Annotated in this window: 21 protein-coding genes, 1 tRNA gene and 2 pseudogenes; 16 read left to right on the top strand and 8 right to left on the bottom strand. The window is 56.6% G+C overall.

All coding sequences use genetic code 11. From position 1 onward, the window contains the following. Positions 1-121: 121 nt before the first annotated feature. Entirely contained in the window at positions 122-421 is a 300-nt protein-coding gene (locus C9422_RS21095; protein WP_007975709.1) for a hypothetical protein, read from the bottom strand. Positions 422-804: 383 nt separating this feature from the next. On the opposite strand from C9422_RS21095, the gene thrS reads away from it, so the two are divergent. From thrS to C9422_RS21050, 9 genes are all read left to right on the top strand, one after another. Then, complete coding sequence (gene thrS, locus C9422_RS21090) at positions 805-2,727, top strand: threonine--tRNA ligase (RefSeq protein ID WP_008047238.1); 1,923 nt, start codon at positions 805-807, stop codon at positions 2,725-2,727. After that, on the top strand, positions 2,727-3,278 hold the full coding sequence (gene infC, locus C9422_RS21085) for a translation initiation factor IF-3 (protein ID WP_172435703.1): 552 nt from the start codon (positions 2,727-2,729) through the stop codon (positions 3,276-3,278). The genes thrS and infC overlap by 1 nt, the downstream gene beginning before the upstream one ends. A gap of 60 nt (positions 3,279-3,338) precedes the next feature. Next, positions 3,339-3,533 carry a 50S ribosomal protein L35 gene (gene rpmI / locus C9422_RS21080; protein ID WP_002553160.1) on the top strand — a complete coding sequence of 65 codons (195 nt, stop codon included), beginning with the start codon at positions 3,339-3,341 and terminating at the stop codon, positions 3,531-3,533. A gap of 28 nt (positions 3,534-3,561) precedes the next feature. Continuing rightward, a complete protein-coding gene (gene rplT, locus C9422_RS21075) occupies positions 3,562-3,918 on the top strand; it encodes a 50S ribosomal protein L20 (protein ID WP_007905879.1) in 357 nt (118 codons plus the stop codon). A gap of 109 nt (positions 3,919-4,027) precedes the next feature. Further along, complete coding sequence (pheS, locus tag C9422_RS21070; RefSeq protein ID WP_116582005.1) at positions 4,028-5,044, top strand: phenylalanine--tRNA ligase subunit alpha; 1,017 nt, start codon at positions 4,028-4,030, stop codon at positions 5,042-5,044. 26 nt (positions 5,045-5,070) lie between these two features. Then, positions 5,071-7,449: a phenylalanine--tRNA ligase subunit beta gene (gene pheT, locus C9422_RS21065; protein WP_116582004.1), complete on the top strand. Its 2,379-nt coding sequence runs from the start codon at positions 5,071-5,073 to the stop codon at positions 7,447-7,449. A gap of 3 nt (positions 7,450-7,452) precedes the next feature. After that, entirely contained in the window at positions 7,453-7,755 is a 303-nt protein-coding gene (gene ihfA, locus C9422_RS21060; RefSeq protein ID WP_002553164.1) for an integration host factor subunit alpha, read from the top strand. Next, positions 7,736-8,092 carry a MerR family transcriptional regulator gene (locus tag C9422_RS21055; protein WP_003179985.1) on the top strand — a complete coding sequence of 119 codons (357 nt, stop codon included), beginning with the start codon at positions 7,736-7,738 and terminating at the stop codon, positions 8,090-8,092. The genes ihfA and C9422_RS21055 overlap by 20 nt, the downstream gene beginning before the upstream one ends. 89 nt (positions 8,093-8,181) lie before the next feature. Then, positions 8,182-8,258: transfer RNA gene (locus tag C9422_RS21050), tRNA-Pro, on the top strand. A gap of 90 nt (positions 8,259-8,348) precedes the next feature. Here C9422_RS21050 and C9422_RS21045 read toward each other — a convergent pair. Further along, positions 8,349-8,888, bottom strand: a pseudogene (locus tag C9422_RS21045) (tyrosine-type recombinase/integrase); the annotation flags it as partial. 57 nt (positions 8,889-8,945) lie between these two features. Here C9422_RS21045 and C9422_RS21040 point away from each other — a divergent pair. Then, a complete protein-coding gene (locus C9422_RS21040) occupies positions 8,946-9,164 on the top strand; it encodes a DUF1654 domain-containing protein (RefSeq protein WP_371924819.1) in 219 nt (72 codons plus the stop codon). A gap of 48 nt (positions 9,165-9,212) precedes the next feature. Here C9422_RS21040 and C9422_RS21035 read toward each other — a convergent pair whose 3' ends face one another. Next, entirely contained in the window at positions 9,213-9,713 is a 501-nt protein-coding gene (locus C9422_RS21035; RefSeq protein WP_116582002.1) for a hypothetical protein, read from the bottom strand. 260 nt (positions 9,714-9,973) lie between these two features. On the opposite strand from C9422_RS21035, the pseudogene C9422_RS21030 reads away from it, so the two are divergent. Together C9422_RS21030 and C9422_RS21025 are read left to right on the top strand one after the other, a co-directional pair. Beyond that, a pseudogene (locus C9422_RS21030) lies at positions 9,974-10,159 on the top strand (helix-turn-helix domain-containing protein); the annotation flags it as partial. A gap of 512 nt (positions 10,160-10,671) precedes the next feature. After that, positions 10,672-10,851, top strand: a complete 180-nt coding sequence (locus C9422_RS21025) for a hypothetical protein (protein WP_116582001.1) — start codon at positions 10,672-10,674, stop codon at positions 10,849-10,851. A 44-nt stretch (positions 10,852-10,895) separates the two neighbouring features. On the opposite strand, the gene C9422_RS21020 is transcribed toward C9422_RS21025, so the two are convergent. From C9422_RS21020 to C9422_RS21010, 3 genes are all read right to left on the bottom strand, one after another. Beyond that, positions 10,896-12,371 (bottom strand): DUF1254 domain-containing protein, encoded by a 1,476-nt coding sequence (locus C9422_RS21020; protein ID WP_007975726.1) that lies wholly within the window; start codon positions 12,369-12,371, stop codon positions 10,896-10,898. A gap of 219 nt (positions 12,372-12,590) precedes the next feature. Continuing rightward, the gene (locus tag C9422_RS21015) at positions 12,591-13,028 is read right to left on the bottom strand and encodes a DUF6130 family protein (protein WP_116582108.1); all 438 of its coding nucleotides are present in this window, start codon (positions 13,026-13,028) and stop codon (positions 12,591-12,593) included. Between the two features lie 424 nt (positions 13,029-13,452). Further along, a complete protein-coding gene (locus C9422_RS21010) occupies positions 13,453-13,794 on the bottom strand; it encodes a hypothetical protein (RefSeq protein ID WP_116582000.1) in 342 nt (113 codons plus the stop codon). Positions 13,795-14,051: 257 nt separating this feature from the next. Between C9422_RS21010 and C9422_RS21005 the strand changes: the two genes are divergently transcribed. Further along, positions 14,052-14,573, top strand: a complete 522-nt coding sequence (locus tag C9422_RS21005) for a DUF3016 domain-containing protein (protein ID WP_116581999.1) — start codon at positions 14,052-14,054, stop codon at positions 14,571-14,573. 349 nt (positions 14,574-14,922) lie between these two features. Then, positions 14,923-15,111 carry a hypothetical protein gene (locus C9422_RS21000; RefSeq protein ID WP_102699322.1) on the top strand — a complete coding sequence of 63 codons (189 nt, stop codon included), beginning with the start codon at positions 14,923-14,925 and terminating at the stop codon, positions 15,109-15,111. 240 nt (positions 15,112-15,351) lie between these two features. Here C9422_RS21000 and C9422_RS32060 read toward each other — a convergent pair whose 3' ends face one another. Continuing rightward, positions 15,352-15,696: a hypothetical protein gene (locus C9422_RS32060; RefSeq protein WP_133249026.1), complete on the bottom strand. Its 345-nt coding sequence runs from the start codon at positions 15,694-15,696 to the stop codon at positions 15,352-15,354. 30 nt (positions 15,697-15,726) lie between these two features. Beyond that, complete coding sequence (locus C9422_RS20995) at positions 15,727-17,118, bottom strand: aldehyde dehydrogenase family protein (RefSeq protein WP_116581998.1); 1,392 nt, start codon at positions 17,116-17,118, stop codon at positions 15,727-15,729. Positions 17,119-17,218: 100 nt separating this feature from the next. Here C9422_RS20995 and C9422_RS20990 point away from each other — a divergent pair, with 100 nt between their 5' ends. Continuing rightward, on the top strand, positions 17,219-18,097 hold the full coding sequence (locus C9422_RS20990) for a LysR family transcriptional regulator (RefSeq protein ID WP_116581997.1): 879 nt from the start codon (positions 17,219-17,221) through the stop codon (positions 18,095-18,097). Positions 18,098-18,174: 77 nt separating this feature from the next. Beyond that, the gene (locus tag C9422_RS20985) at positions 18,175-20,379 is read left to right on the top strand and encodes an OsmC domain/YcaO domain-containing protein (RefSeq protein WP_116581996.1); all 2,205 of its coding nucleotides are present in this window, start codon (positions 18,175-18,177) and stop codon (positions 20,377-20,379) included. The last annotated feature ends 647 nt before the right edge of the window (positions 20,380-21,026 follow it).

Below are 21,026 nucleotides of genomic sequence, written 5' to 3'. Positions count from 1 at the left end.
GGGGTTTGCGCTGCAAAACAGGGGAGTAAAAAAACCCGTAAAAGCTGCGTAAATTATGTGAATCAGCCGATATTTGGCTGTTTTGGGCCCCGGGATCACTCAAAAAACGTCCTGTGCAACGCTATTTCTGGACTCGGCACACCGAGATTTCTTTCAGTGCGCGCTGGCTCAATTCAGGGCCGGCTGGGTTGTTCTTGTCCATCAACTGCGCGATCTCCTGGGTGGTGAATTTCTTCTCGAGAACGTCGGCGCCGCACGAGCAGTGCTTCTTCGCTTCGGCCGGGTTGACAGTTTGGCTGGCAGCTTTTGTGCAATCGCTCATGTACTGGGCTTTCACACCATTTGGCCAGGCCGCGTGTGCGCTCAGTGGCAGCAACAGGGCAAGCGGGGCGGCAAAGGCAAAAAGACGGATAAGGCGCATGACAGGAACTCCTTGGGGTCGATATCTGTGGCGATTCTCAGTCAGTTTGAGGCATCTCGTATATCTCAAGTTCACTTTGCGCCAAGAAAGTGAGGAAATTTTCACCGTCTGATTGCGTGCAGGCCGATAACCGTTCATCTGTGCTAGCATGCCCCGCTCGGGCGTTTGCAGGCTCCGATGGACCTTCAGTCCCGGTGGCGGCAGATGCGCGATTAACCCTGATTTGAATCCCAGTCACTCTGGTTCGGTTTTCCGGTTGGCCGCAAGGCTCCTGCCGCTGTAAGGCAGGCGTTCGTCATTGAATGGCCTGGACCGGATCTTGTACTGGCTCATCCCAACCCACGTGACCTTTGGTAGGGGTCACCACTAGGAGAGGAGGCGCCATGCCAACTATTACTCTTCCCGACGGCAGTCAACGTTCATTCGATCACCCGGTTTCCGTAGCCGAGGTCGCCGCCTCCATCGGTGCCGGCCTGGCCAAGGCCACCGTTGCGGGCAAGGTCGATGGCAAGCTGGTCGACGCCAGCGACATCATCGACAGCGACGCGTCGCTGCAAATCATCACGCCAAAGGATGAAGAGGGGCTGGAGATCATTCGCCACTCCTGCGCCCACCTGGTTGGCCACGCGGTCAAGCAGTTGTACCCGACCGCCAGAATGGTCATCGGTCCGGTCATCGACGAAGGTTTCTATTACGACATCGCCTTCGAGCGTCCTTTCACTCCGGACGACCTGGCGGCCATCGAACAGCGCATGCAGCAGCTGATCGAGAAAGATTACGACGTGATCAAGAAAGTCACTCCGCGCGCCGAAGTGATCGAAGTGTTCAAGGCCCGTGGCGAAGACTACAAGTTGCGCCTGGTCGAGGACATGCCGAACGAACAGGCCATGGGCCTCTACTATCACGAAGAATACGTCGACATGTGCCGCGGTCCGCACGTGCCGAACACCCGCTTCCTGAAATCCTTCAAGCTGACCAAGCTGTCCGGCGCCTACTGGCGTGGCGATGCCAAGAACGAGCAATTGCAGCGCGTCTACGGCACCGCATGGGCGGACAAGAAGCAACTGGCGGCTTACATCCAGCGCATCGAAGAAGCCGAAAAACGCGACCACCGCAAGATCGGCAAGCGCCTGGGCCTGTTCCACACCCAGGAAGAGTCGCCGGGCATGGTGTTCTGGCACCCGAACGGCTGGACTCTGTACCAGGTGCTCGAGCAGTACATGCGCAAGGTTCAGCGCGACAACGGCTATCTCGAAATCAAGACGCCGCAAGTGGTTGACCGCAGCCTGTGGGAGAAATCCGGGCACTGGGCCAACTACGCCGACAACATGTTCACCACCCAGTCGGAAAACCGCGACTACGCGATCAAGCCAATGAACTGCCCTTGCCACGTGCAGGTGTTCAACCAGGGCCTGAAGAGCTACCGCGAGCTGCCGATGCGCCTGGCCGAGTTCGGTGCATGCCACCGTAACGAGCCATCGGGCGCCTTGCACGGCATCATGCGTGTGCGCGCATTCACCCAGGACGACGCCCACATCTTCTGCACCGAAGAGCAGATGCAGGCCGAGTCCGCCGCGTTCATCAAGCTGACCATGGATGTCTACGCCGATTTCGGCTTTAAAGATGTCGAGATGAAGCTGTCCACTCGTCCGGAAAAACGCGTCGGTTCCGACGAGCTTTGGGATCGCGCCGAAGCTGCACTGGCCGCAGCCCTTGACAGCGCGGGCCTGCCGTACGATCTGCAGCCGGGCGAGGGTGCGTTCTACGGTCCGAAGATCGAGTTCTCGCTGAAAGATTGCCTCGGTCGCGTCTGGCAATGTGGTACCCTGCAGCTCGATTTTAACCTGCCTGTGCGTCTGGGAGCCGAATACGTCTCCGAAGACAACAGCCGCAAGCACCCGGTGATGTTGCACCGGGCGATCCTGGGGTCCTTCGAGCGGTTCGTCGGAATCCTGATCGAGCATTACGAGGGCGCGTTCCCTGCGTGGCTGGCTCCGACCCAGGCAGTGGTGATGAATATCACTGATAAACAGGCTGATTTTGCCGCCGAAGTGGAAAAAACTCTCAACGAAAGCGGGTTTCGTGCCAAGTCTGACTTGAGAAATGAAAAGATCGGCTTTAAAATCCGCGAGCATACTTTGCTCAAGGTTCCTTATCTCTTGGTTATCGGAGATCGGGAAGTCGAGATGCAGACTGTCGCTGTGCGTACTCGTGAAGGTGCTGACCTGGGCTCGATGCCCGTCGCCCAGTTCGCTGAGTTCCTCGCCCAAGCGGTTTCCCGGCGTGGTCGCCAAGATTCGGAGTAATTATTATTAAGCGTGAAATGAGACAAGATAAACGAACTGCACCGAAAGCCCCGATCAACGAGAATATCTCGGCACGCGAGGTTCGGTTAATTGGGGCTGAAGGTGAACAGCTCGGGATTGTGTCAATCGAAGACGCGCTTCTTAAGGCTGAAGAGGCCAAGCTGGATCTGGTGGAGATTTCCGCCGATGCAGTACCACCTGTTTGCAAACTGATGGACTACGGCAAATCGATCTTCGAAAAGAAGAAGCAGATTGCTGCGGCCAAGAAAAACCAGAAGCAGATCCAGGTTAAAGAAATCAAGTTTCGTCCAGGGACGGAGGAAGGGGATTACCAGGTAAAACTGCGCAACCTGGTACGTTTCCTGAGTGACGGGGACAGGGCCAAGGTATCCTTGCGATTCCGCGGCCGTGAGATGGCCCACCAGGAGCTGGGGATGGAACTCCTCAAGCGAGTTGAAGGTGACTTGCTCGAGTACGGTTCGGTCGAACAGCATCCTAAGATGGAAGGACGCCAGCTGATCATGGTCATCGCCCCGAAAAAGAAGAAGTAATCAACAGGGCACGGCAGGCCTTCTGATTATGTTTATCAACTGAATGCGGAGTATCCGAACATGCCAAAAATGAAGACCAAAAGTGGTGCTGCTAAGCGGTTTCTGAAAACTGCTAACGGTATCAAGCACAAGCACGCTTTCAAGAGCCACATCCTGACCAAAATGTCGACCAAGCGTAAGCGTCAACTGCGCGGTAGCAGCTTGCTGCATCCGTCTGACGTGGCAAAAGTCGAGCGCATGCTGCGCCTTCGTTAATTTTAGTCAAGAATAGAGGAAGTAACTCATGGCTCGTGTAAAGCGTGGCGTCATTGCCCGTAAGCGTCACAAAAAAATTCTGAAACTTGCTAAAGGCTACTACGGCGCACGCTCCCGCGTATTCCGTGTTGCCAAGCAAGCGGTAATCAAGGCAGGCCAATACGCCTACCGTGACCGTCGTCAGAAAAAACGTCAGTTCCGCGCTCTGTGGATCGCTCGTATCAACGCTGGTGCTCGTATCAACGGTCTGTCCTACAGCCGTTTCATCGCCGGCCTGAAAAAAGCGTCCATCGAGATCGACCGTAAGGTTCTGGCTGATCTGGCAGTGAACGAAAAAGCGGCGTTTGCTGCGATTGTCGAGAAAGCTAAAGCCACCTTGGCTTAAGTACCCCCGACAGTCACCCGGCCTCGCATCTGTGGGGCCAGGTGTTAAACGTCATAAATAGGGGAAGAGCCTTCAAGCTCTTCCCCTATTTTGTATCTGGAGTCTGTACATGGAAAACCTGGATGCGCTCGTCTCTCAAGCACTAGAGGCTGTGCAAAGCGCTGAAGATATCAATGCCCTGGAGCAAATCCGGGTTCACTACCTTGGCAAGAAGGGTGAATTGACTCAGGTGATGAAGACCCTGGGGAATTTGCCGGCAGAAGAGCGTCCGCAGGTCGGTGCGCTGATCAACGTTGCCAAGGAGCGTGTCACAGAGGTCCTTAATGCGCGCAAGGCATTGTTTGAAGAAGCCGATCTGGCTGCCAAACTCTCCGCCGAGTCCATTGACGTGACCCTGCCTGGCCGCGGTCAGACCTCCGGTGGTCTGCATCCGGTTACCCGCACTCTGGAACGCGTCGAACAATTCTTCACCCGTATCGGCTACGGCATCGCCGAAGGCCCTGAGGTCGAAGACGACTATCACAACTTCGAAGCGCTCAACATCCCAGGCCATCACCCGGCCCGGTCGATGCATGACACCTTCTATTTCAATGCGAACATGCTGTTGCGTACCCATACCTCGCCGGTACAGGTCCGCACCATGGAGTCCAGGCAGCCGCCGATCCGCATCGTCTGCCCAGGCCGCGTATACCGCAGCGACTCCGATATCACCCACTCGCCGATGTTCCACCAGGTCGAAGGCCTGCTGATCGATCGCGACATCAATTTCGCCGACCTCAAAGGCACCATCGAAGAGTTCCTGCGGGTGTTCTTCGAAAAGGAACTGGCGGTGCGTTTCCGTCCTTCTTACTTCCCGTTCACCGAGCCATCCGCTGAAGTCGACATGGAATGCGTGATGTGCAGCGGTAAAGGCTGCCGCGTCTGCAAGCAGACCGGCTGGCTGGAAGTGATGGGCTGCGGCATGGTTCACCCGAACGTGCTGCGCATGTCCGGGATCGACCCGGAAGAGTTCTCGGGCTTTGCCTTCGGCATGGGCGTAGAGCGTCTGGCCATGCTGCGTTACGGCGTGAACGACTTGCGTCTGTTCTTCGACAACGACTTGCGGTTCCTCGCGCAATTTCGCTAGTCGTAACGAATTCTTAGGAGAGCAGGATGAAATTCAGTGAACAATGGCTGCGTGGCTGGGTTAGCCCGCAGGTAAGTCGCGACGAGCTGGTTGCTCGTCTGTCGATGGCCGGTCTTGAGGTCGATAGCGTTACGCCGGCCGCCGGTGTTTTCAGTGGCGTGGTGGTTGGCGAGGTGCTGAGCACCGAGCAGCACCCGGACGCCGACAAGCTGCGCGTATGCCAGGTCAGCAACGGCTCGGAAACCTTCCAGGTGGTTTGCGGTGCGCCCAACGTGCGCCCGGGCCTGAAGATTCCTTTCGCCATGATCGGCGCCGAGTTGCCAGGTGACTTCAAGATCAAGAAGGCCAAGCTGCGTGGCGTTGAATCCAACGGCATGCTGTGCTCGCAATCCGAGCTGCAGGTCGGTGAAGGTAACGACGGTCTGATGGAACTGCCGGCCGATGCGCCAGTGGGTGAGGATTTCCGCGTTTACCTGGACCTGGAAGATGCCAGCATCGAGGTCGACCTGACCCCGAACCGTGGCGACTGCCTGTCCCTGGCCGGTCTGGCCCGTGAAGTGGGTGCTTTGTACGCCGCTCCGGTCAGTCGTCCGGTAGTGGCTTCGGTGCCTGCCGCCCACGACGAAGTACGTTCGGTAGAAGTGTTGGCGCCCGCCGCGTGCCCGCGTTATCTGGGTCGTGTGATCCGTAACGTCGACCTGTCCAGGCCTACGCCGCTGTGGATGGTAGAGCGTCTGCGTCGTGCCGACGTGCGCAGCATCGATGCTGCCGTCGACATCACCAACTACGTGATGCTGGAGCTGGGTCAGCCACTGCACGCCTTCGATCTCGCCGAAATCAACGGCGGCATCCGTGTGCGCATGGCCGAAGACGGCGAGAAGCTGGTGCTGCTCGACGGTCAGGAAGTCAGCCTGCGTAGCGATACGTTGGTGATTGCCGACCACTCCCGCGCACTGGCGATCGCCGGCGTCATGGGTGGCGAGCACAGCGGTGTGTCCGCGACCACCCGTGACGTGTTCCTCGAAAGCGCCTTCTTCGACCAGATCGCCGTGGCAGGCAAGGCCCGTTCCTATGGCCTGCACACCGATGCATCCCATCGCTATGAGCGTGGCGTGGACTGGCAACTGGCCCGCGAGGCCATGGAGCGCGCGACTGGCCTGCTGCTGGACATCACCGGTGGTGAAGCGGGTCCGATCATCGAGACCGTCAGCGAACAGCACCTGCCGAACATTGCTCCGGTCACCCTGCGTGCCCAGCGCATTACCCAGATGCTGGGTATGGAAATGGATTCGGCTGAAGTGGAGCGCCTGCTCAATGCCCTGGGCCTGGCCATTACTGCCGACGGGGCAGGGCAGTGGCGTGTAGAAGTGCCAAGCCATCGCTTCGATATCAGCCTGGAAGTCGACCTGATCGAAGAACTGGCACGCCTGTACGGCTACAACCGTCTGCCGGTTCGTTATCCGCAAGCGCGTCTGGCGCCGCAAGCCAAGGCCGAGGCCCGTAGCGACCTGCCTGAACTGCGCCGCCTGCTGGTTGCCCGTGGCTATCAGGAAGCAATTACCTACAGCTTCATCGATCCGAAACAGTTCGAACTGTTTAATCCGGGTGTTGAGCCGCTGCTGCTCGCCAATCCGATCTCCAATGACATGGCCGCCATGCGTTCGTCCTTGTGGCCGGGTCTGGTCAAGGCGCTTCAGCACAACCTGAACCGTCAGCAGGATCGCGTACGCCTGTTCGAAAGCGGCCTGCGTTTTGTCGGTCAGCTCGAAGGTTTGAAGCAAGAGCCGATGCTCGCCGGTGTGGTTTGCGGCAGTCGCTTGCCGGAAGGCTGGGCGCAGGGTCGCGATACCGTCGACTTCTTTGACGTCAAGGCTGACGTGGAAGCGGTGCTGGGCTTCGCCGGTGCCCTGGATGCGTTCACTTTCGTGCCAGGCAAGCACCCGGCATTGCACCCGGGCCAAACCGCACGCATCGAACGCGATGGTCGTCTGGTCGGCTTCATTGGCGCGATCCACCCCGAATTGTCGAAAACCCTCGGTCTCGACCGTCCGGTCTTCGTCTTCGAGCTGGTTCTGGCGGAAGTCGCTTCGGGCAAAATGCCGAAATTCCACGAGTTATCGCGCTTTCCTGAAGTGCGTCGTGACCTTGCACTGATTGCGCACAAAGACGTTGCAGCCACGGCTGTACTGGACGTAATCCGTGAAAATGCAGGCGAATGGCTGACAGACCTCAGGCTATTTGACGTGTATCAGGGTAAAGGCATTGATCCTGATAGAAAAAGCCTTGCAGTCGGCTTGACCTGGCAGCATCCATCGCGCACTCTTAATGACGATGAGGTGAATACCGCAACGCAAAACATCCTCACCTCGCTCGAACAAAGGTTGAACGCCACGTTAAGGAAGTGACGTATGGGGGCTCTGACGAAAGCTGAGATGGCGGAACGTCTGTATGAAGAGCTGGGCCTGAATAAACGGGAGGCCAAGGAATTGGTCGAACTGTTTTTTGAAGAAATCAGGCACGCTCTCGAAGACAACGAACAAGTCAAATTGTCCGGTTTCGGCAATTTCGACCTTCGGGACAAACGCCAGCGGCCTGGCCGCAATCCGAAAACGGGGGAAGAAATCCCGATCACGGCTCGCCGTGTGGTCACCTTTCGTCCAGGGCAGAAGTTGAAGGCCCGAGTTGAGGCTTATGCTGGAACCAAGTCATAACGACGAGCTCCCCGTCATCCCGGGCAAACGCTACTTCACCATTGGTGAAGTCAGCGAGCTGTGTGCGGTAAAACCACACGTGCTGCGCTACTGGGAGCAGGAGTTTCCTCAGCTCAACCCGGTCAAGCGCCGCGGAAACCGCCGGTATTATCAGCGCCAGGACGTGCTGATGATCCGGCAGATCCGCGCGCTACTTTATGATCAGGGGTTCACCATCGGCGGAGCGCGCCTGCGTTTGTCCGGTGATGAAGCCAAAGACGACACCACCCAATACAAGCAAATGATCCGCCAGATGATCGCCGAGCTCGAAGATGTTCTGGTGGTACTCAAGAAATAAATTCTCGCTTTTAAATACTTCCAGTTTTCAAAAGCTTGCGATATATTCTTGAGCGTTCCTCGAGGTGAGGGATGAGTAACACGCCTAGTCGGGGCGTAGCGCAGTCCGGTAGCGCACTAGCATGGGGTGCTAGGGGTCGAGTGTTCGAATCACTCCGTCCCGACCATATTATTCAATGACTTGGCCGCTTTCGAGCGGCTTTGTTGTTTCTGCCATAGTGTCTTTCCGAGTGACCCTGGGCGTATTCCATCCTGCTTCTCTTTTTCAGAATCGTTAGCGCAGGTGCGCGCGAGTCGGTTGCTGATACCTTGTTTGCCGCCGCGATCAGCTGATCCAGTTCTGCCGCCGAGTAGTGACTGGTGATGCTTCCGTTCTTGTGGCCGAGCAGCGCTTTCCGATCTTCCTCTGTCACACCTGCCGCACGCAGCCTTCTCCCAAAGGTGTGCTTCAAGTCATGAATGCGGATTCTGGCAAAGCCATCATGTGCCGGCCGCAAGAACTTCTCCTGCCATTTCTTCGCCGCTCGAATCCGCGCCTTCTTCCACGCCGAGTCATTCATGCGGTGAACCGTCGTTTCATTTCCCTCGCCATCTGGTTTGCCAAACGGGAACACGTAGAGCGGATGCTTGCCGCGCTGCTTCTCGATCACTGACTTGGCAACGTCATTCATCATGACTAGACGCTCGTCTCGGTTCCTCACGCCAGACCGGGTACTTCTTCCCCCGAATCCAGCTGGGAACAGGAACACACTCGTCCCCAATTCCGGTACCGCAATCTCCCAATTCCACTGAAGCTTGCAGTGATGCGCTTCCATTCCAATGAAATGCGCTCGGCACCCTTGGTGTTTTTTCGAATGGTCAGTTTGCGTACCGCAACGTCGTGGATTTTCTTGTTCCTGGACACGGATGGTGATCGGGAGTGGGAAGAGGTGATGGGCTTGCTATCGGAGACGGACGGCATCGACATGACGTTCAACGACGATGAGTCGGTGACGCTGAGGTGGGAAGCAAGTACGGAGGAAATCCGGCCGGTAGAAGTGTCCGAACTGTTAGAGGAGCCTGCGCCATTCTGATGGATAAAGAAAAGCCCGCTGTCGGCGGGCTTTGTCGGCTTGTGAGGCTTAGCGAGTCAGGATCGAACGGACAGTTTGCCCATCGGAAACGGTGATCCGATTCGTGATCATGCCTCCTTGATTAGTTAGGCCGAATTGGCTAGGTGCTTGCCAGTAAACGCTTGAGGTAATGAAGTACTTTCCTGGCGGGACGCCGCTGAAGCGGAAGTTTCCAGAGCCGTCTGCTTGTGTCGTGACAATGTACTGATTTTGACGGGAGTCACTTGGTTCCATTGGGGCATGTTTCGAATATGTGGCGTCATGCCACTGTTCCGAATAACTGGTCACAGGATTCAGAATCACTTCGGATCCCGCCCCATATTTAACGTCACCGCCGACAGTCTTCAAAAACACCTGACCTTCCACTACCCCTGTGCCCGATTGAGGAAGGGCGGCATATTCGGCAGCCGGGAATGAATTTCTGGCGATAGGTTTCGGTTGGGTTGCACAACCCGAAATTACGGCTAATGCCAGTACTGGAGCGAGTGTGCACAAGTATCTCAGTTTCATTGAATCCCTCCAAATTAAGGCTGTTACTCTACCATTCATGGCGTACGGCCACCATTGACGTGAGTGGAGGGGGAAAACAAAAAGCCCGCTCAGAGGCGGGCTTTTCGTACGGGGTCAAATCCTTTTGTTCATTCAATCTGCGCTCCACTCTGTGAGCGTTTCGTGAAAAGCATGTCGCTGGAATGAAAAACCTGCTCAGTGGTTGTCTATCTGCGATATAGCGTTGATCCGTCAGTTGAGGCCAACGTAGGCCGGGTACCAAAACGCCAGTCGCGGAGATCTGGAAGGAACGTCTGATCGCCAGTCGCGAGGCTATAGCGCGCGGTCAGGTACGCAGCATTTCTCAAGCGCCCCTGGATTTCGGATTCTCCGATTTTTCCCATTACAGTCATGCTTTTCGCAAGGCTTTTGGTATGGCTCCTCATACACTCTTGCGCCGCAATTGAGCAAGGTCGCTCGCAGTAGCGGGGCGAAGGTTTTCCTCCCGCCAGAGATTCGCCGCTCTCACCCGCGCTTTCTTCCTGGCCGAATCGTACATCTGGTCCTTGCTCTGACCGTGCTGTAGGCGTCGGCCCACACATCCAGCTCGATACGTTCAAACGCCACGCTCTGATCGGATGCGTCAACATCCAGGCTAACCACCGTCCCCGCAGATTGTCCCTGCAAGTCCCGCCAAGGCTCCTATAGATAATTTTTTGATGATTATTGATTTTCTAATCCCCCCTTCAGCCGTTTTAAATGCGCCTCGAGGAAGGTAAGCAAAGACAGGTCCTGCAGTTCGCTTTGACGCAAGCTTCGAATTCCGCCAAATCCGCATCTGCAGCGTCTGCTTCTCCTCACCTTCTGTACTGCTTCCCCCACACCTTCAACCGGGACACGCAGACGAAAGTTCACACGCCGCATTTCGGTTTTTCCAGGTTCGAGACTGAGTTAAACCGCAAAAAGGAGGGATGCCAGGATGCTGATAAAAATCGAAAAAGCGCGGACACCGCAAGACTGGAATGTCTGGATGAACGCGTGGTGCGTCACGTTTCGCAGCTATGCCGAAGCCCTGGCGTTCGTGAACAGACTGGAAGGCAGGATAAATGCACCACACCCGTTGCCTGTCAGCGAAGACAGGCTTGTATTGGAACGGTGAACCCCCGACAAATGCCGGGGGATCTGCGCGAGTTGGCGCGGGTTCTATTTCGATACCACGATGCCTGCTGGCTTCCAGGTGCCTTCGCCAGCCGGCAGGACTGAAGGCGGCGTTTCCTTGGGCCAATAGAGGCGCATCACCAGGTAAATCGGGCCGTCGGGTGCGGGCAGCCAGTTGCCTTCCAGCGCCTTGCCGGGCGACTTCTGTTGGATGTAGAGGGTCAGCGACCCGTCGGCATTCTTTTTCATGCCGGGCAGCATGGGCGAGTTCAGTAGATAGCGGTCGATCGGGTTCTTGATAAGGAGCTGTGTCTTGCCGTCGTACATCGTCACCGACCAGAAGGCGTTCACTGGAGGCAATTGCCCCGCCGGGAAGGTGAGTGTGTAGTTATGCTTGCTGCCATCCAGTGGTTCGCCGGTCGCGGTTGTGCGGGTGATGGGGTAAGTGGCTTCGACGGCATCGTTGCCGTAAATTCCGCCTTTGGCCGCGGCGGCGCGCTTCAACCAGTCGCCATTGTAGAAATGGCGGTCGCCAAAGTACGAGCCGATGCCCCAGCCATTGACGTTCTTGAGTCCGCCGGACAACCACTTGTCCACCTTCTCGTCACCTTCCTTCATGCCCAGCAGGACAGCGGCCTTGTGTTCGAGCGAGAGGTCCTGGAGCTTGAAGCTCTTGCCCGGTCCAATGCCGATTTTCGCGATTCGAGCCCGAATTTCCCGGTCTTCCGGTGTTGGCGGTACATACTGGAGCGCGGCATCAAGATACTCGAAGAAGTTCTCCTTGATCCCCTTAGTGGTGCTTGGAGGGAAATTGATAACCGGCGATGCAGGCGCCGCCGGTTGCTTCAAGAACGCCGACAGCGGCTGGGCTTTGTAGCCGGACTGCACCTTGATGACATTCGGCATGTCCTTGGGATTGAAGAGCTGGGTTCGGTAGCCGGCCACCGTGAAGGGCGTTGTCGAATAGAAGACTTTGCCAATGCCGGGTGGCACGGAACCCTTCCAGTCAGGCCCGACCACCATGTAGTTACCCGGGCCGTTCCCGGTGGTGCGGCTGCCGATGTAGCCGTAGTTGTAGGTGTTGCCGTCGATCAGTTGCACCGAGTAATAACGTTTCTTTTCCACTGCGGGCACTGTGAGCACCATGGGCTCGGCGCGCAGATCCAGCCAGAGGAAGGAGTAGGGGGTATCGCTGTTGGGCGTGACGATGGCCGTATCCTGGTAAGTGAAGACACGGGGTTCGTTCTTGATCTGGTTGAAGGGGGCCTTGAACTGCGGGCCGCTTTTGTCCACGGCGTACTCATACATCACCGCATAGTTCATTACGATCGGCAGTCCGTAGATGAAGGCTTCCTCGGCGATGGCCTTCGTTTCCGTGAGGCTGGGGGCGGCGATGCCTTTGGCTGCATCGGCTTTTTCGGCCTGGGCCACGGGGTCGTTCTTGCTGGCACAGCCTGATACAAGTGCCACCGAAGCGGCAGCGATGGCGATCCATTTGATGCATGAATATTCCGGTTTCATCCTTTGTCGCTCCTGACCAAGATCCTCTCTGCCCTGGATGTCTTGATCAGCGTTTGAACACGTCGAGACTCCAGCTGGTTTACTGCCGAATCTGAGCGTAGGTCATTAAGCAAACCTCCGCTATTGACTGGGGGGCAGCCAATATCGGAGGCAAACTTCTTCGATTGGGGTAAGCAGACAACTGAAGTGAAGTGGCGACTAATGAGGGGCGTCAGCTGGTTACTTTTCCGGAACGATGAAACGCACTGTCGTACTGGTAAGGATTTTGTGAGTCGGGTCGGCCACTTCAAGAAGAACCTGGTGAGTACCGGGGGGCAGTCCGACCAGGATGATCGGGTCTTCACTGGTGTGCGCCCATGTACCTTTCCAGTCGTCGACGGTCACGTGAAGGTGCCCGAGGCGGGGTGATACATCAGCCGCCGCTTTACCAAATACCGGCATGATCCTCGCGTGCTCTGTGCGGTATTGGATAATGACGACTCCGCGGGCAAGAGGCTCGGCAAGCGGCGGCTCGGCAATGAGTCTTGGCGCCGTCTCGGATTCCAGGGGAAGTATTGCCGGTGGGTGATAGGCGTCTGCTGTTCCTTCACCGCGCGCGGCTGCGCAAAAGAACACCGCCAAAACAAAGGCCAATGGATTTCTGAGAGACAGGGACATGGTGTTTTTCTCCCGCGTGATCTCATTCAAGCCTAGATCAAACCGAGCCCCAGTCATTGGGTGTTTCAGCCCAAAATGTAGGGTAAGCGAACCCCTTGTTGGGGAATGTTTCACGACTCGAAGAGACCGTTTTCAGTGCAATCGCTGGGCCCGGGCTTGACCTGTGCCAAATGGCTTGGATTTTGCTCAGGTACTCATACTGAAGCATTCATTGAATGCGGTATCCGGAGATTCGAGCCATGTGGGCAAAAACTCTGCTTCTCGGCGTCGTGTTTGGCATCGGGATCGTTACCAGCGGCTTGGCTACGAGCATGATCCTGTTCTGGTGCGAGTTGTGTTAACCACCCTCCCTTCTGCTTGAGTCGGCTGAGCAGGGCGGGGCAATCCCCCCTTCTTCATGGTCCCTGGTGGCGGTTGTGATGGTCTATGCCTGGATTCCCATCTCCCCCTGTGCAGCTTGTAACGCTCGCTCTTCGGTCAGTGGCATTAAAATTGGCTGCGCGTTACTGGCGTGCATGTAAAGAAAGTAGTGCCCTGTATCGTCCAACAATATCCGGTGCAGCTCTGATGGCCGAAAGTTGTTACCGATATAAATGCTTTCCTGGATGATCTCGAAAGACCCTATCCCATGCTGTCGCATTGCAGTTTCAAAGGCTTCGTAAAGACCTTCTCTGCGGCGTCGATTGTTTCGAGCATTTAGCTTGAAAAAAACCACCATCAGCACGGCATAGCTGATAAGGAGTATCACAAGGGCGCTAGGGCGCATGCGTGGAGCTCCGTGTCCTCTCAATCGCTGTGCCTTTCAGTGTAGGCGCGTTCCGGGTGAATTCTTCAGCTCATTCCAAGGTCATGGAGCATGTTGCCGTTGAGTCAGGTCGCGCGCGCCAGGATCGCCTGCGCACGGCCTATGACAGGCGCATCGACCATTAGGAGCTGGAAACACACGCAGCGGGCATGCGCTACAGGCGTAAACTGAACAGGGTGCAGCATGCATTGAAAAGCGTTGCACCCGGAGGTGATGCCATGCGCTCAATATCCGTTTGCACCTCGATCGCACTGCTGGCGCTGTTCATGGTGCCACTTGCCACCGCAGCGCCTTCGGTCGAAGTCGTCTTCAATAACCCCGAAAAATTCAGCGATGCCAGCCTGGACAGTCCGGGCTATGAACGTGGGGCCGATCCTTATGTCATGAAAGAGCTGCGCAGCTACCTCCAGAAGCTTGGCGAGCGGTATCTGCCAGCCGACCAGCAGCTGCAAATTGAAATACGCAACATCGACCTGGCCGGTCGTTACGAACCCTGGAGGATAAATGCCTATGAGGTGCGCTTCATGCGCGACATTACCTGGCCAAGCATCGATCTACATTACGTACTCAAGCAAAATGGCCAGATCGTGAACCAGGCCGATGCCAGAGTCATGGATCAGCTCTACCTCCAGCGTCCGGGGCGTGCGAACAGGAGTGACAGGCTCTACTCCGAGAAGGCGATGCTCTCGGACTGGTTCCAGAGACAGTTCGCCGGGCAACATCAGAGCGGGTTGAAATGAACCACCCTGTACTCTGAATCAGTCGTCGGGTTTGGGGAACAAGGGTCAGAAAGTAAAAAGCCCGGCGTCGGGCCGGGCTTTCTGTAGATGGGCCAAATCCCTTTGGCTGACCGTATTGTGCGAGATAGGTGTGACGAAAGTGTGACATCTGAATACGAAATGCCGTGGCGTCACCGTTGGGTCAAGTGCTGCTGGAGTACGACACGACATCAAAACTTTCGATACTCTCTGCTCAGTACTCCACAATGGTTTTGGGGCAATCGAATGGCGGTCAGTGACGCGCCACTGAATGACTTGAGCATTCGCCCAGGTGGGATTTGTCTTTAATCCGGTCCGAGGTTTGATCGAGATGGCTCATTCACTTAAGTACCAAATAGGCGAATCCGTCCGCACTATCGAGGCCGAGGTGGGGAAGCTGCTCGATCTGGCTGCAACGCTCAGAGAAACAGGGGATGAAGAAATGGCTGCAGCTGTCTCGACCCAGGCGAACAAGCTGCTTGAAGCAGCAGTGGCGCTGAGGATCGCGATGTCAGGCTGACTGCTTGCGCTGTAGTCGGCACTTCAATCCACAGGGGTTAGCCCGCCTTGACTATTGAAACTTGAGAATTGTCAGACATGGGGTATCATTTCTACGTGTTTTAGACCCAGCCGAACAAGCCTCGCCAGAGAAATCTGCCGGGGCTTAGTCGTATTCGGCTTAGGAGAAAAACATGTCTAGAGCTCAACGACGACACGATACGCGCCGCATAAAGGCTCGATTTTATTCAAAGCAGAGCGCTTATGAATGCTGGTCAACCAGCGAGAAAAACGCCGGGCTTTTTGCAAACCACGGAAAGGTGTGCTCCTGTTGGATGTGTGGCAATCCCAGAAAGCTGGGATTGCTCACCATGCAGGAGCTGCGGGCTGACTGTTCCATGCAGGAGTGAAAACAGAACCCGGCCGCCAAGCCGGGTTTTCTATTGGGATCAACACGATTTGCTGATTCGCAAGTTGTGTCGCGACACTTGACGGGGCTATCGAGCGTCCCGGTTCCTGCATTCGCCCATTGCATCTGCTTTGTCGTCATGAATCGAGTGGTCAGTGCATTTGTGGCAATGATCAGCAGGCTGAGCTCCAGCGGCAAGTTGACCCCGTTCGAAGCACTGCATTGCCCTTAACGCCGATCCAGCCAAACCGTCTGAGCATTACAGAACTCGCGCACCCCGAAGTGCGAGAGTTCCCGGCCAAAGCCACTCTTCTTCACGCCACCAAAACTGACACGCGGATCGCTGGCGCTATAGCCGTTGATGAACACGCCGCCGGTTTCAAGTTCGCCAGCCATCTGCCGGGCGAGTTCGCCATTGCGCGTATAAATAGTGGCGGTGAGGCCGAACTCGCTGTCATTGGCCAGCGCCAGCGCATGGGCTGCGTCTCGGGCCGTGATGATTGAAGCCACGGGACCAAACAATTCCTGTCTGAAGGATGTCATCTGGTCGGTCACGTCGCCCAGTACAGTGGGTTCGTAGTAGTTGCCGGTGCCTTCGACCTTCTTTCCACCCAGCAGCAAGGTCGCGCCTTCTTCCAGCGTGTCGCGCACCTGTTGGTCCAGTTCGTCGCGCAGATCGAAGCGCGCCATCGGGCCGATGTAAGTGGTGGAGGCGAGTGGATCACCGATGACCAGTCGTTGGGTGGCCTCGACGAACTTGCGGGTAAATTCCTCTGCAATGCCTTGCTCGACAATCAGGCGTTTGGCAGCGGCGCAGACTTGTCCGGTGTTTTGATAGCGCCCGATCACGGCGGCTTTGACCGCCTCATCGAGGTCCGCGTCGTCGAGCACGATAAACGGGTCGGAGCCGCCCAACTCCAATACGCATTTCTTCAGCGCGGCGCCGGCCTGGGCACCGATGGCCATGCCCGCACGCACGCTGCCGGTGAGGGTGACAGCCGCGATGCGTGGATCGGCGATTGCCTTGGATACACCGTCCGGGGTGACGTTGATGACCTCGAAGACACCTTCAGGAAAATCCGCCTGCTTGAAGGTTTCCAGCAGCAGGTAGGCGCTACCCATGACGTTGGGCGCGTGCTTGAGCACGTAGGTGTTGCCGGCGAGCAGGGTAGGGACCGCGCCGCGCAGCACTTGCCAGATGGGGAAGTTCCACGGCATCACGGCGAGAATCGGGCCGAGCGGGCGATATTCAATGCGTGCCTTGCCGCCTTCGACCAGGGTTGGTTCTGCGCTGAGCATGGCGGGCCCCTGTTCGGCGTACCACTCGCAGAGCTGCGCGCATTTTTCAATTTCGCCACGGGCCTGGGTAATCGGCTTGCCCATTTCCAGGGTGATCATGTTGGCCATGGCCTCTGCATTGTTGCGCAAGGCCTGGCCGAGGCTGATCAACAGCTGCGCGCGTTGCTCTACCGGTTTGCTGCGCCAGGCTCGAAACCCGGTAGTGGCCCGCGCCAGCGCGGCCTGTAATGCCGAATCGGACTCGAAAACGTACTGGCCGATCTGCTCGCCCGTGGTCGGGTTGATCGAAATGGCATGGGTAAGGCTGGATACGTGGGTCATGGCACCGTCCTGCTAGGTAGGAATGTGCTCAGGTTATGGGGGTATATGTTTTATGGAAACTGAATAATACTGAGCATAACGTTCACGTTTGGAGAATGACTTGGATCTGGTTCAGCTCGAAATTTTCAAGGCTGTCGCCGAGCACGGCAGCATCAGCGTGGCCGCCCAGCACATCCACCGGGTGCCATCGAATCTCACGACCCGAATCAAGCAGCTTGAGCAGGACCTGGGTGTGGATCTGTTTATCCGCGAGAAGAGTCGCCTGCGCTTGTCGCCAGCCGGCTGGAGCTTCCTGGATTACGCTCGACGCATTCTCGACCTGGTTCAGGAGGCGCGGGCCACCGTAGCGGGTGAAGAACCGCAAGGCGCCTTCGCCCTGGGTTCGCTGGAAAGCACTGCAGCGGTACGAATTCCAGAGCTATTGGCTGCCTATAACCAGAAACACGCGAAGGTCGAACTGGACCTGTCCACCGGCCCCTCCGGGACCATGATCGACGGGGTGCTGTCGGGGCGGCTGGCCGCGGCATTTGTCGATGGGCCGGTGTTGCATCCGGCGCTGGAAGGCGTACCGTCATTCGAGGAGGAGATGGTCCTGATCGCACCGCTCAATCATGAGCCGATTCATCGGGCCAAGGATGTGAATGGCGAAAACATCTATGCCTTCCGCTCCAACTGCTCCTATCGCCATCATTTCGAAAGCTGGTTTGCCAATGGCGCAGCGGTGCCCGGCAAGATATTCGAAATGGAGTCCTATCACGGCATGCTGGCCTGCGTCAGCGCCGGGGCCGGCCTGGCGCTGATGCCACGCAGCATGCTCGAAAGCATGCCTGGGTGTACGACGGTCAGCGTCTGGCCGTTGTCGGAGTCGTTCCGCTATCTGCGTACCTGGTTGGTGTGGCGCAGGGGGACGGTGTCGCAGAGCCTCACGATGTTTGTGCGCTTGCTGGAGGAGCGTGGTGTCGCGTTGATCGATAAATAGTGGAAAGTTAACGGTCAGCGCTGAAAAACCGGATAATGGCGGCCAAATCGTTTAGCTCGTTATTCTGGTAATCGCACATGGAAATCAAGGTCAACTTTCTCGACAACCTTCGACTTGAGGCCAAGTTCGACGACTTCACGGTGATCGCCGATCAACCCATTCGCTACAAGGGTGATGGCTCGGCACCGGGGCCGTTCGATTATTTCCTGGCTTCGTCGGCGTTGTGTGCGGCGTACTTCGTGAAGTTGTATTGCGAGACTCGCAATATTCCCACCGAAAATATCCGCCTGTCGCAGAACAACATCGTTGACCCGGAAAACCGCTACAACCAGATTTTCAAGATTCAGGTCGAATTGCCGGCGGACATCTCCGCCAAGGACCGCCAGGGGATCTTGCGCTCCATTGACCGTTGCACGGTAAAGAAGGTGGTGCAAACCGGGCCTGAGTTCGTGATTGAAGAGGTCGAAAACCTCGACGCCGATGCCCAGGCGCTGCTGATGCCGCACTCGACTTCCGAGGCGGGCACCTACATTGCGGGCAAGGACCTGCCGCTGGAGCAAACCATCGCCAACATGTCGGGCATCCTGGCCGACCTGGGCATGAAGATTGAAATCGCTTCATGGCGCAACATCGTTCCCAATGTGTGGTCGCTGCACATTCGCGATGCGCACTCGCCGATGTGTTTTACCAATGGTAAAGGCGCGACCAAGGAAGGCGCGCTGGCATCGGCGTTGGGCGAGTTTATCGAGCGGCTCAACTGCAACTTCTTCTATAACGATCAGTTCTGGGGGGAGGACATCGCCAACGCGGCGTTTGTGCATTACCCGGACGAACGCTGGTTCAAGCCGGGCCCGAAGGACGAACTGCCGACTGAAATCCTCGACGAGTACTGCCTGAAGGTTTACGACCGGGATGGTGAGTTGCGTGGTTCGCATCTGTACGACACCAACTCCGGCAACACCCAGCGCGGCATTTGTTCGCTACCGTTTGTGCGCCAGTCGGACAATGAGGTGGTGTACTTCCCGTCCAACCTGATCGAAAACCTGTTCCTGAGCAATGGCATGAGCGCCGGCAACACGCTGGCCGAAGCCCAGGTGCAGTGCCTGTCGGAAATCTTCGAACGCGCGGTCAAGCGCGAAATCCTTGAAGGCGAAATGGCCCTGCCGGATGTGCCGCAGGAAGTGCTGGCGAAATACCCGGGCATCCTGGCCGGTATCCAGGCCCTGGAAGAGCAGGGCTTCCCGGTGCTGGTCAAGGATGCGTCGCTGGGCGGGGAGTTCCCGGTGATGTGCGTCACCTTGATGAACCCGCGTACCGGTGGCGTGTTTGCCTCGTTCGGCGCGCACCCAAGCCTGGAAGTGGCGCTGGAGCGCAGCCTGACGGAACTGCTGCAAGGTCGCAGTTTCGAAGGCCTGAACGATCTGCCGCAGCCGACCTTCGAAGGTCAGGCGGTGACTGAACCGAATAACTTCGTCGAGCACTTTATCGACTCCAGCGGTGTGGTGTCGTGGCGCTTCTTCAGTGCCAAGCCGGACTTCGAATTCGTTGAGTGGGATTTCTCCGGTCAAGGCGAAAACTCCAATGCCGAAGAGGCCGCGACCTTGTTCGGCATTCTCGAAGACATGGGCAAAGAAGTGTACATGGCGGTCTATGAGCATATCGGCGCCAAGGCCTGCCGCATTCTGGTGCCGGATTACTCGGAAATTTATCCGGTCGAAGATTTGATCTGGGATAACACCAACAAGGCGCTGCAGTTCCGCGCCGACATCCTGAATCTGCACAGCCTGAGCAAAGTCGGCCTGCGATCGCTGGCCCAGGGGCTGGAAAGCAGCGAGCTGGATGATTACACCGACATCACCACCTTGATCGGCATCGAGTTCGACGACAACACGCCTTGGGGCAAGTTGACGATCCTGGAGCTGAGGCTGCTGATTTATCTGGCCTTGCAGAAGTTTGATCAGGCCAAGGATCTGGTGGAAGCCTTCTTGCAATACAACGACAACACCGTCGAGCGCGGCCTGTTTTATCAAGCGGTGAACGTCGTGCTGGAAATGGAGCTGGACGATGATCTGGAACTGAGCGATTACGAGGTCAACTTCCGTCGGATGTTCGGTGACGAGCGGATGGACGCGGCGATAGGGTCGGTCGATGGCAGCGTACGTTTTTATGGTCTGACACCGACGAGCATGAAACTGGAGGGCCTCGACAGGCACCTTCGTCTGATCGACAGCTATAAGAAGCTACATACGGCGCGGGCCGGAGTGGCGACTTTATCCAGCTGAGAACGGTAACAAAAGAGCACCTTGGGTGCTTTTTTGTTTTTTGGCGGCCAGCACAATCTTCCGTGTGCGGTGGGCTCACTTTTTGGCCATGATCTGGGCAGTGGCTGGCATCGAGGAGGCTCTTCTATATAGAGGAAGCATTTTTCCCCTCCTTTCAGGCTTCCTTCGGGGCGTTTCAGCGCCTTCTGTAAGTTATTGATAGAAAACCTGAATCAGTGCTTGACGGCAGATTCTGGAGGCCTATAATTCGCCCCACTTCCGGCTCAGTCGAAACGGAAAACTCCTTGGTAAACAAAGAGTTACGCAGTTTTCGGCAGCAGGTTGCTTCAGTTCATCGAAGCGCCAAGGAAGTTGAGAAAGAGGTGTTGACAGCAGCGAGTAACGCTGTAGAATTCGCCTCCCGCTGACGAGAGATCGAAGGCGCAAGTGGTTGAAGTTGTTAAGGATTCCTTGAAAACTTCTGAAAAAAATCACTTGACAGCAAATGAGGCTGCTGTAGAATGCGCGCCTCGGTTGAGACGAAAGATCTTAACCAACCGCTCTTTAACAACTGAATCAAGCAATTCGTGTGGGTGCTTGTGGAGTCAGACTGCTAGTCAACAGATTATCAGCATCACAAGTTACTCCGCGAGAAATCAAAGATGTAA

Origin of the sequence: Pseudomonas sp. B1(2018) (assembly GCF_003097365.1) — a bacterium.
Lineage (GTDB): Bacteria > Pseudomonadota > Gammaproteobacteria > Pseudomonadales > Pseudomonadaceae > Aquipseudomonas > Aquipseudomonas laurylsulfatiphila.
Note: the sequence above shows the minus strand (reverse complement) of the source record. Positions and strands in the feature narration are given on the sequence as shown.

Excerpts from the sequence above, each read along its gene's own strand:
- C9422_RS21095 (WP_007975709.1), bottom strand. The coding sequence starts at position 421 with ATGCGCCTTATCCGTCTTTTTGCCTTTGCCGCCCCGCTTGCCCTGTTG.
- thrS (WP_008047238.1), top strand. The coding sequence starts at position 805 with ATGCCAACTATTACTCTTCCCGACGGCAGTCAACGTTCATTCGATCAC.
- rpmI (WP_002553160.1), top strand. The coding sequence starts at position 3,339 with ATGCCAAAAATGAAGACCAAAAGTGGTGCTGCTAAGCGGTTTCTGAAA.
- rplT (WP_007905879.1), top strand. The coding sequence starts at position 3,562 with ATGGCTCGTGTAAAGCGTGGCGTCATTGCCCGTAAGCGTCACAAAAAA.
- pheS (WP_116582005.1), top strand. The coding sequence starts at position 4,028 with ATGGAAAACCTGGATGCGCTCGTCTCTCAAGCACTAGAGGCTGTGCAA.
- pheT (WP_116582004.1), top strand. The coding sequence starts at position 5,071 with ATGAAATTCAGTGAACAATGGCTGCGTGGCTGGGTTAGCCCGCAGGTA.
- ihfA (WP_002553164.1), top strand. The coding sequence starts at position 7,453 with ATGGGGGCTCTGACGAAAGCTGAGATGGCGGAACGTCTGTATGAAGAG.
- C9422_RS21055 (WP_003179985.1), top strand. The coding sequence starts at position 7,736 with ATGCTGGAACCAAGTCATAACGACGAGCTCCCCGTCATCCCGGGCAAA.
- C9422_RS21040 (WP_371924819.1), top strand. The coding sequence starts at position 8,946 with ATGGTCAGTTTGCGTACCGCAACGTCGTGGATTTTCTTGTTCCTGGAC.
- C9422_RS21035 (WP_116582002.1), bottom strand. The coding sequence starts at position 9,713 with ATGAAACTGAGATACTTGTGCACACTCGCTCCAGTACTGGCATTAGCC.
- C9422_RS21025 (WP_116582001.1), top strand. The coding sequence starts at position 10,672 with ATGCTGATAAAAATCGAAAAAGCGCGGACACCGCAAGACTGGAATGTC.
- C9422_RS21020 (WP_007975726.1), bottom strand. The coding sequence starts at position 12,371 with ATGAAACCGGAATATTCATGCATCAAATGGATCGCCATCGCTGCCGCT.
- C9422_RS21015 (WP_116582108.1), bottom strand. The coding sequence starts at position 13,028 with ATGTCCCTGTCTCTCAGAAATCCATTGGCCTTTGTTTTGGCGGTGTTC.
- C9422_RS21010 (WP_116582000.1), bottom strand. The coding sequence starts at position 13,794 with ATGCGCCCTAGCGCCCTTGTGATACTCCTTATCAGCTATGCCGTGCTG.
- C9422_RS21005 (WP_116581999.1), top strand. The coding sequence starts at position 14,052 with ATGCGCTCAATATCCGTTTGCACCTCGATCGCACTGCTGGCGCTGTTC.
- C9422_RS21000 (WP_102699322.1), top strand. The coding sequence starts at position 14,923 with ATGGCTCATTCACTTAAGTACCAAATAGGCGAATCCGTCCGCACTATC.
- C9422_RS20995 (WP_116581998.1), bottom strand. The coding sequence starts at position 17,118 with ATGACCCACGTATCCAGCCTTACCCATGCCATTTCGATCAACCCGACC.
- C9422_RS20985 (WP_116581996.1), top strand. The coding sequence starts at position 18,175 with ATGGAAATCAAGGTCAACTTTCTCGACAACCTTCGACTTGAGGCCAAG.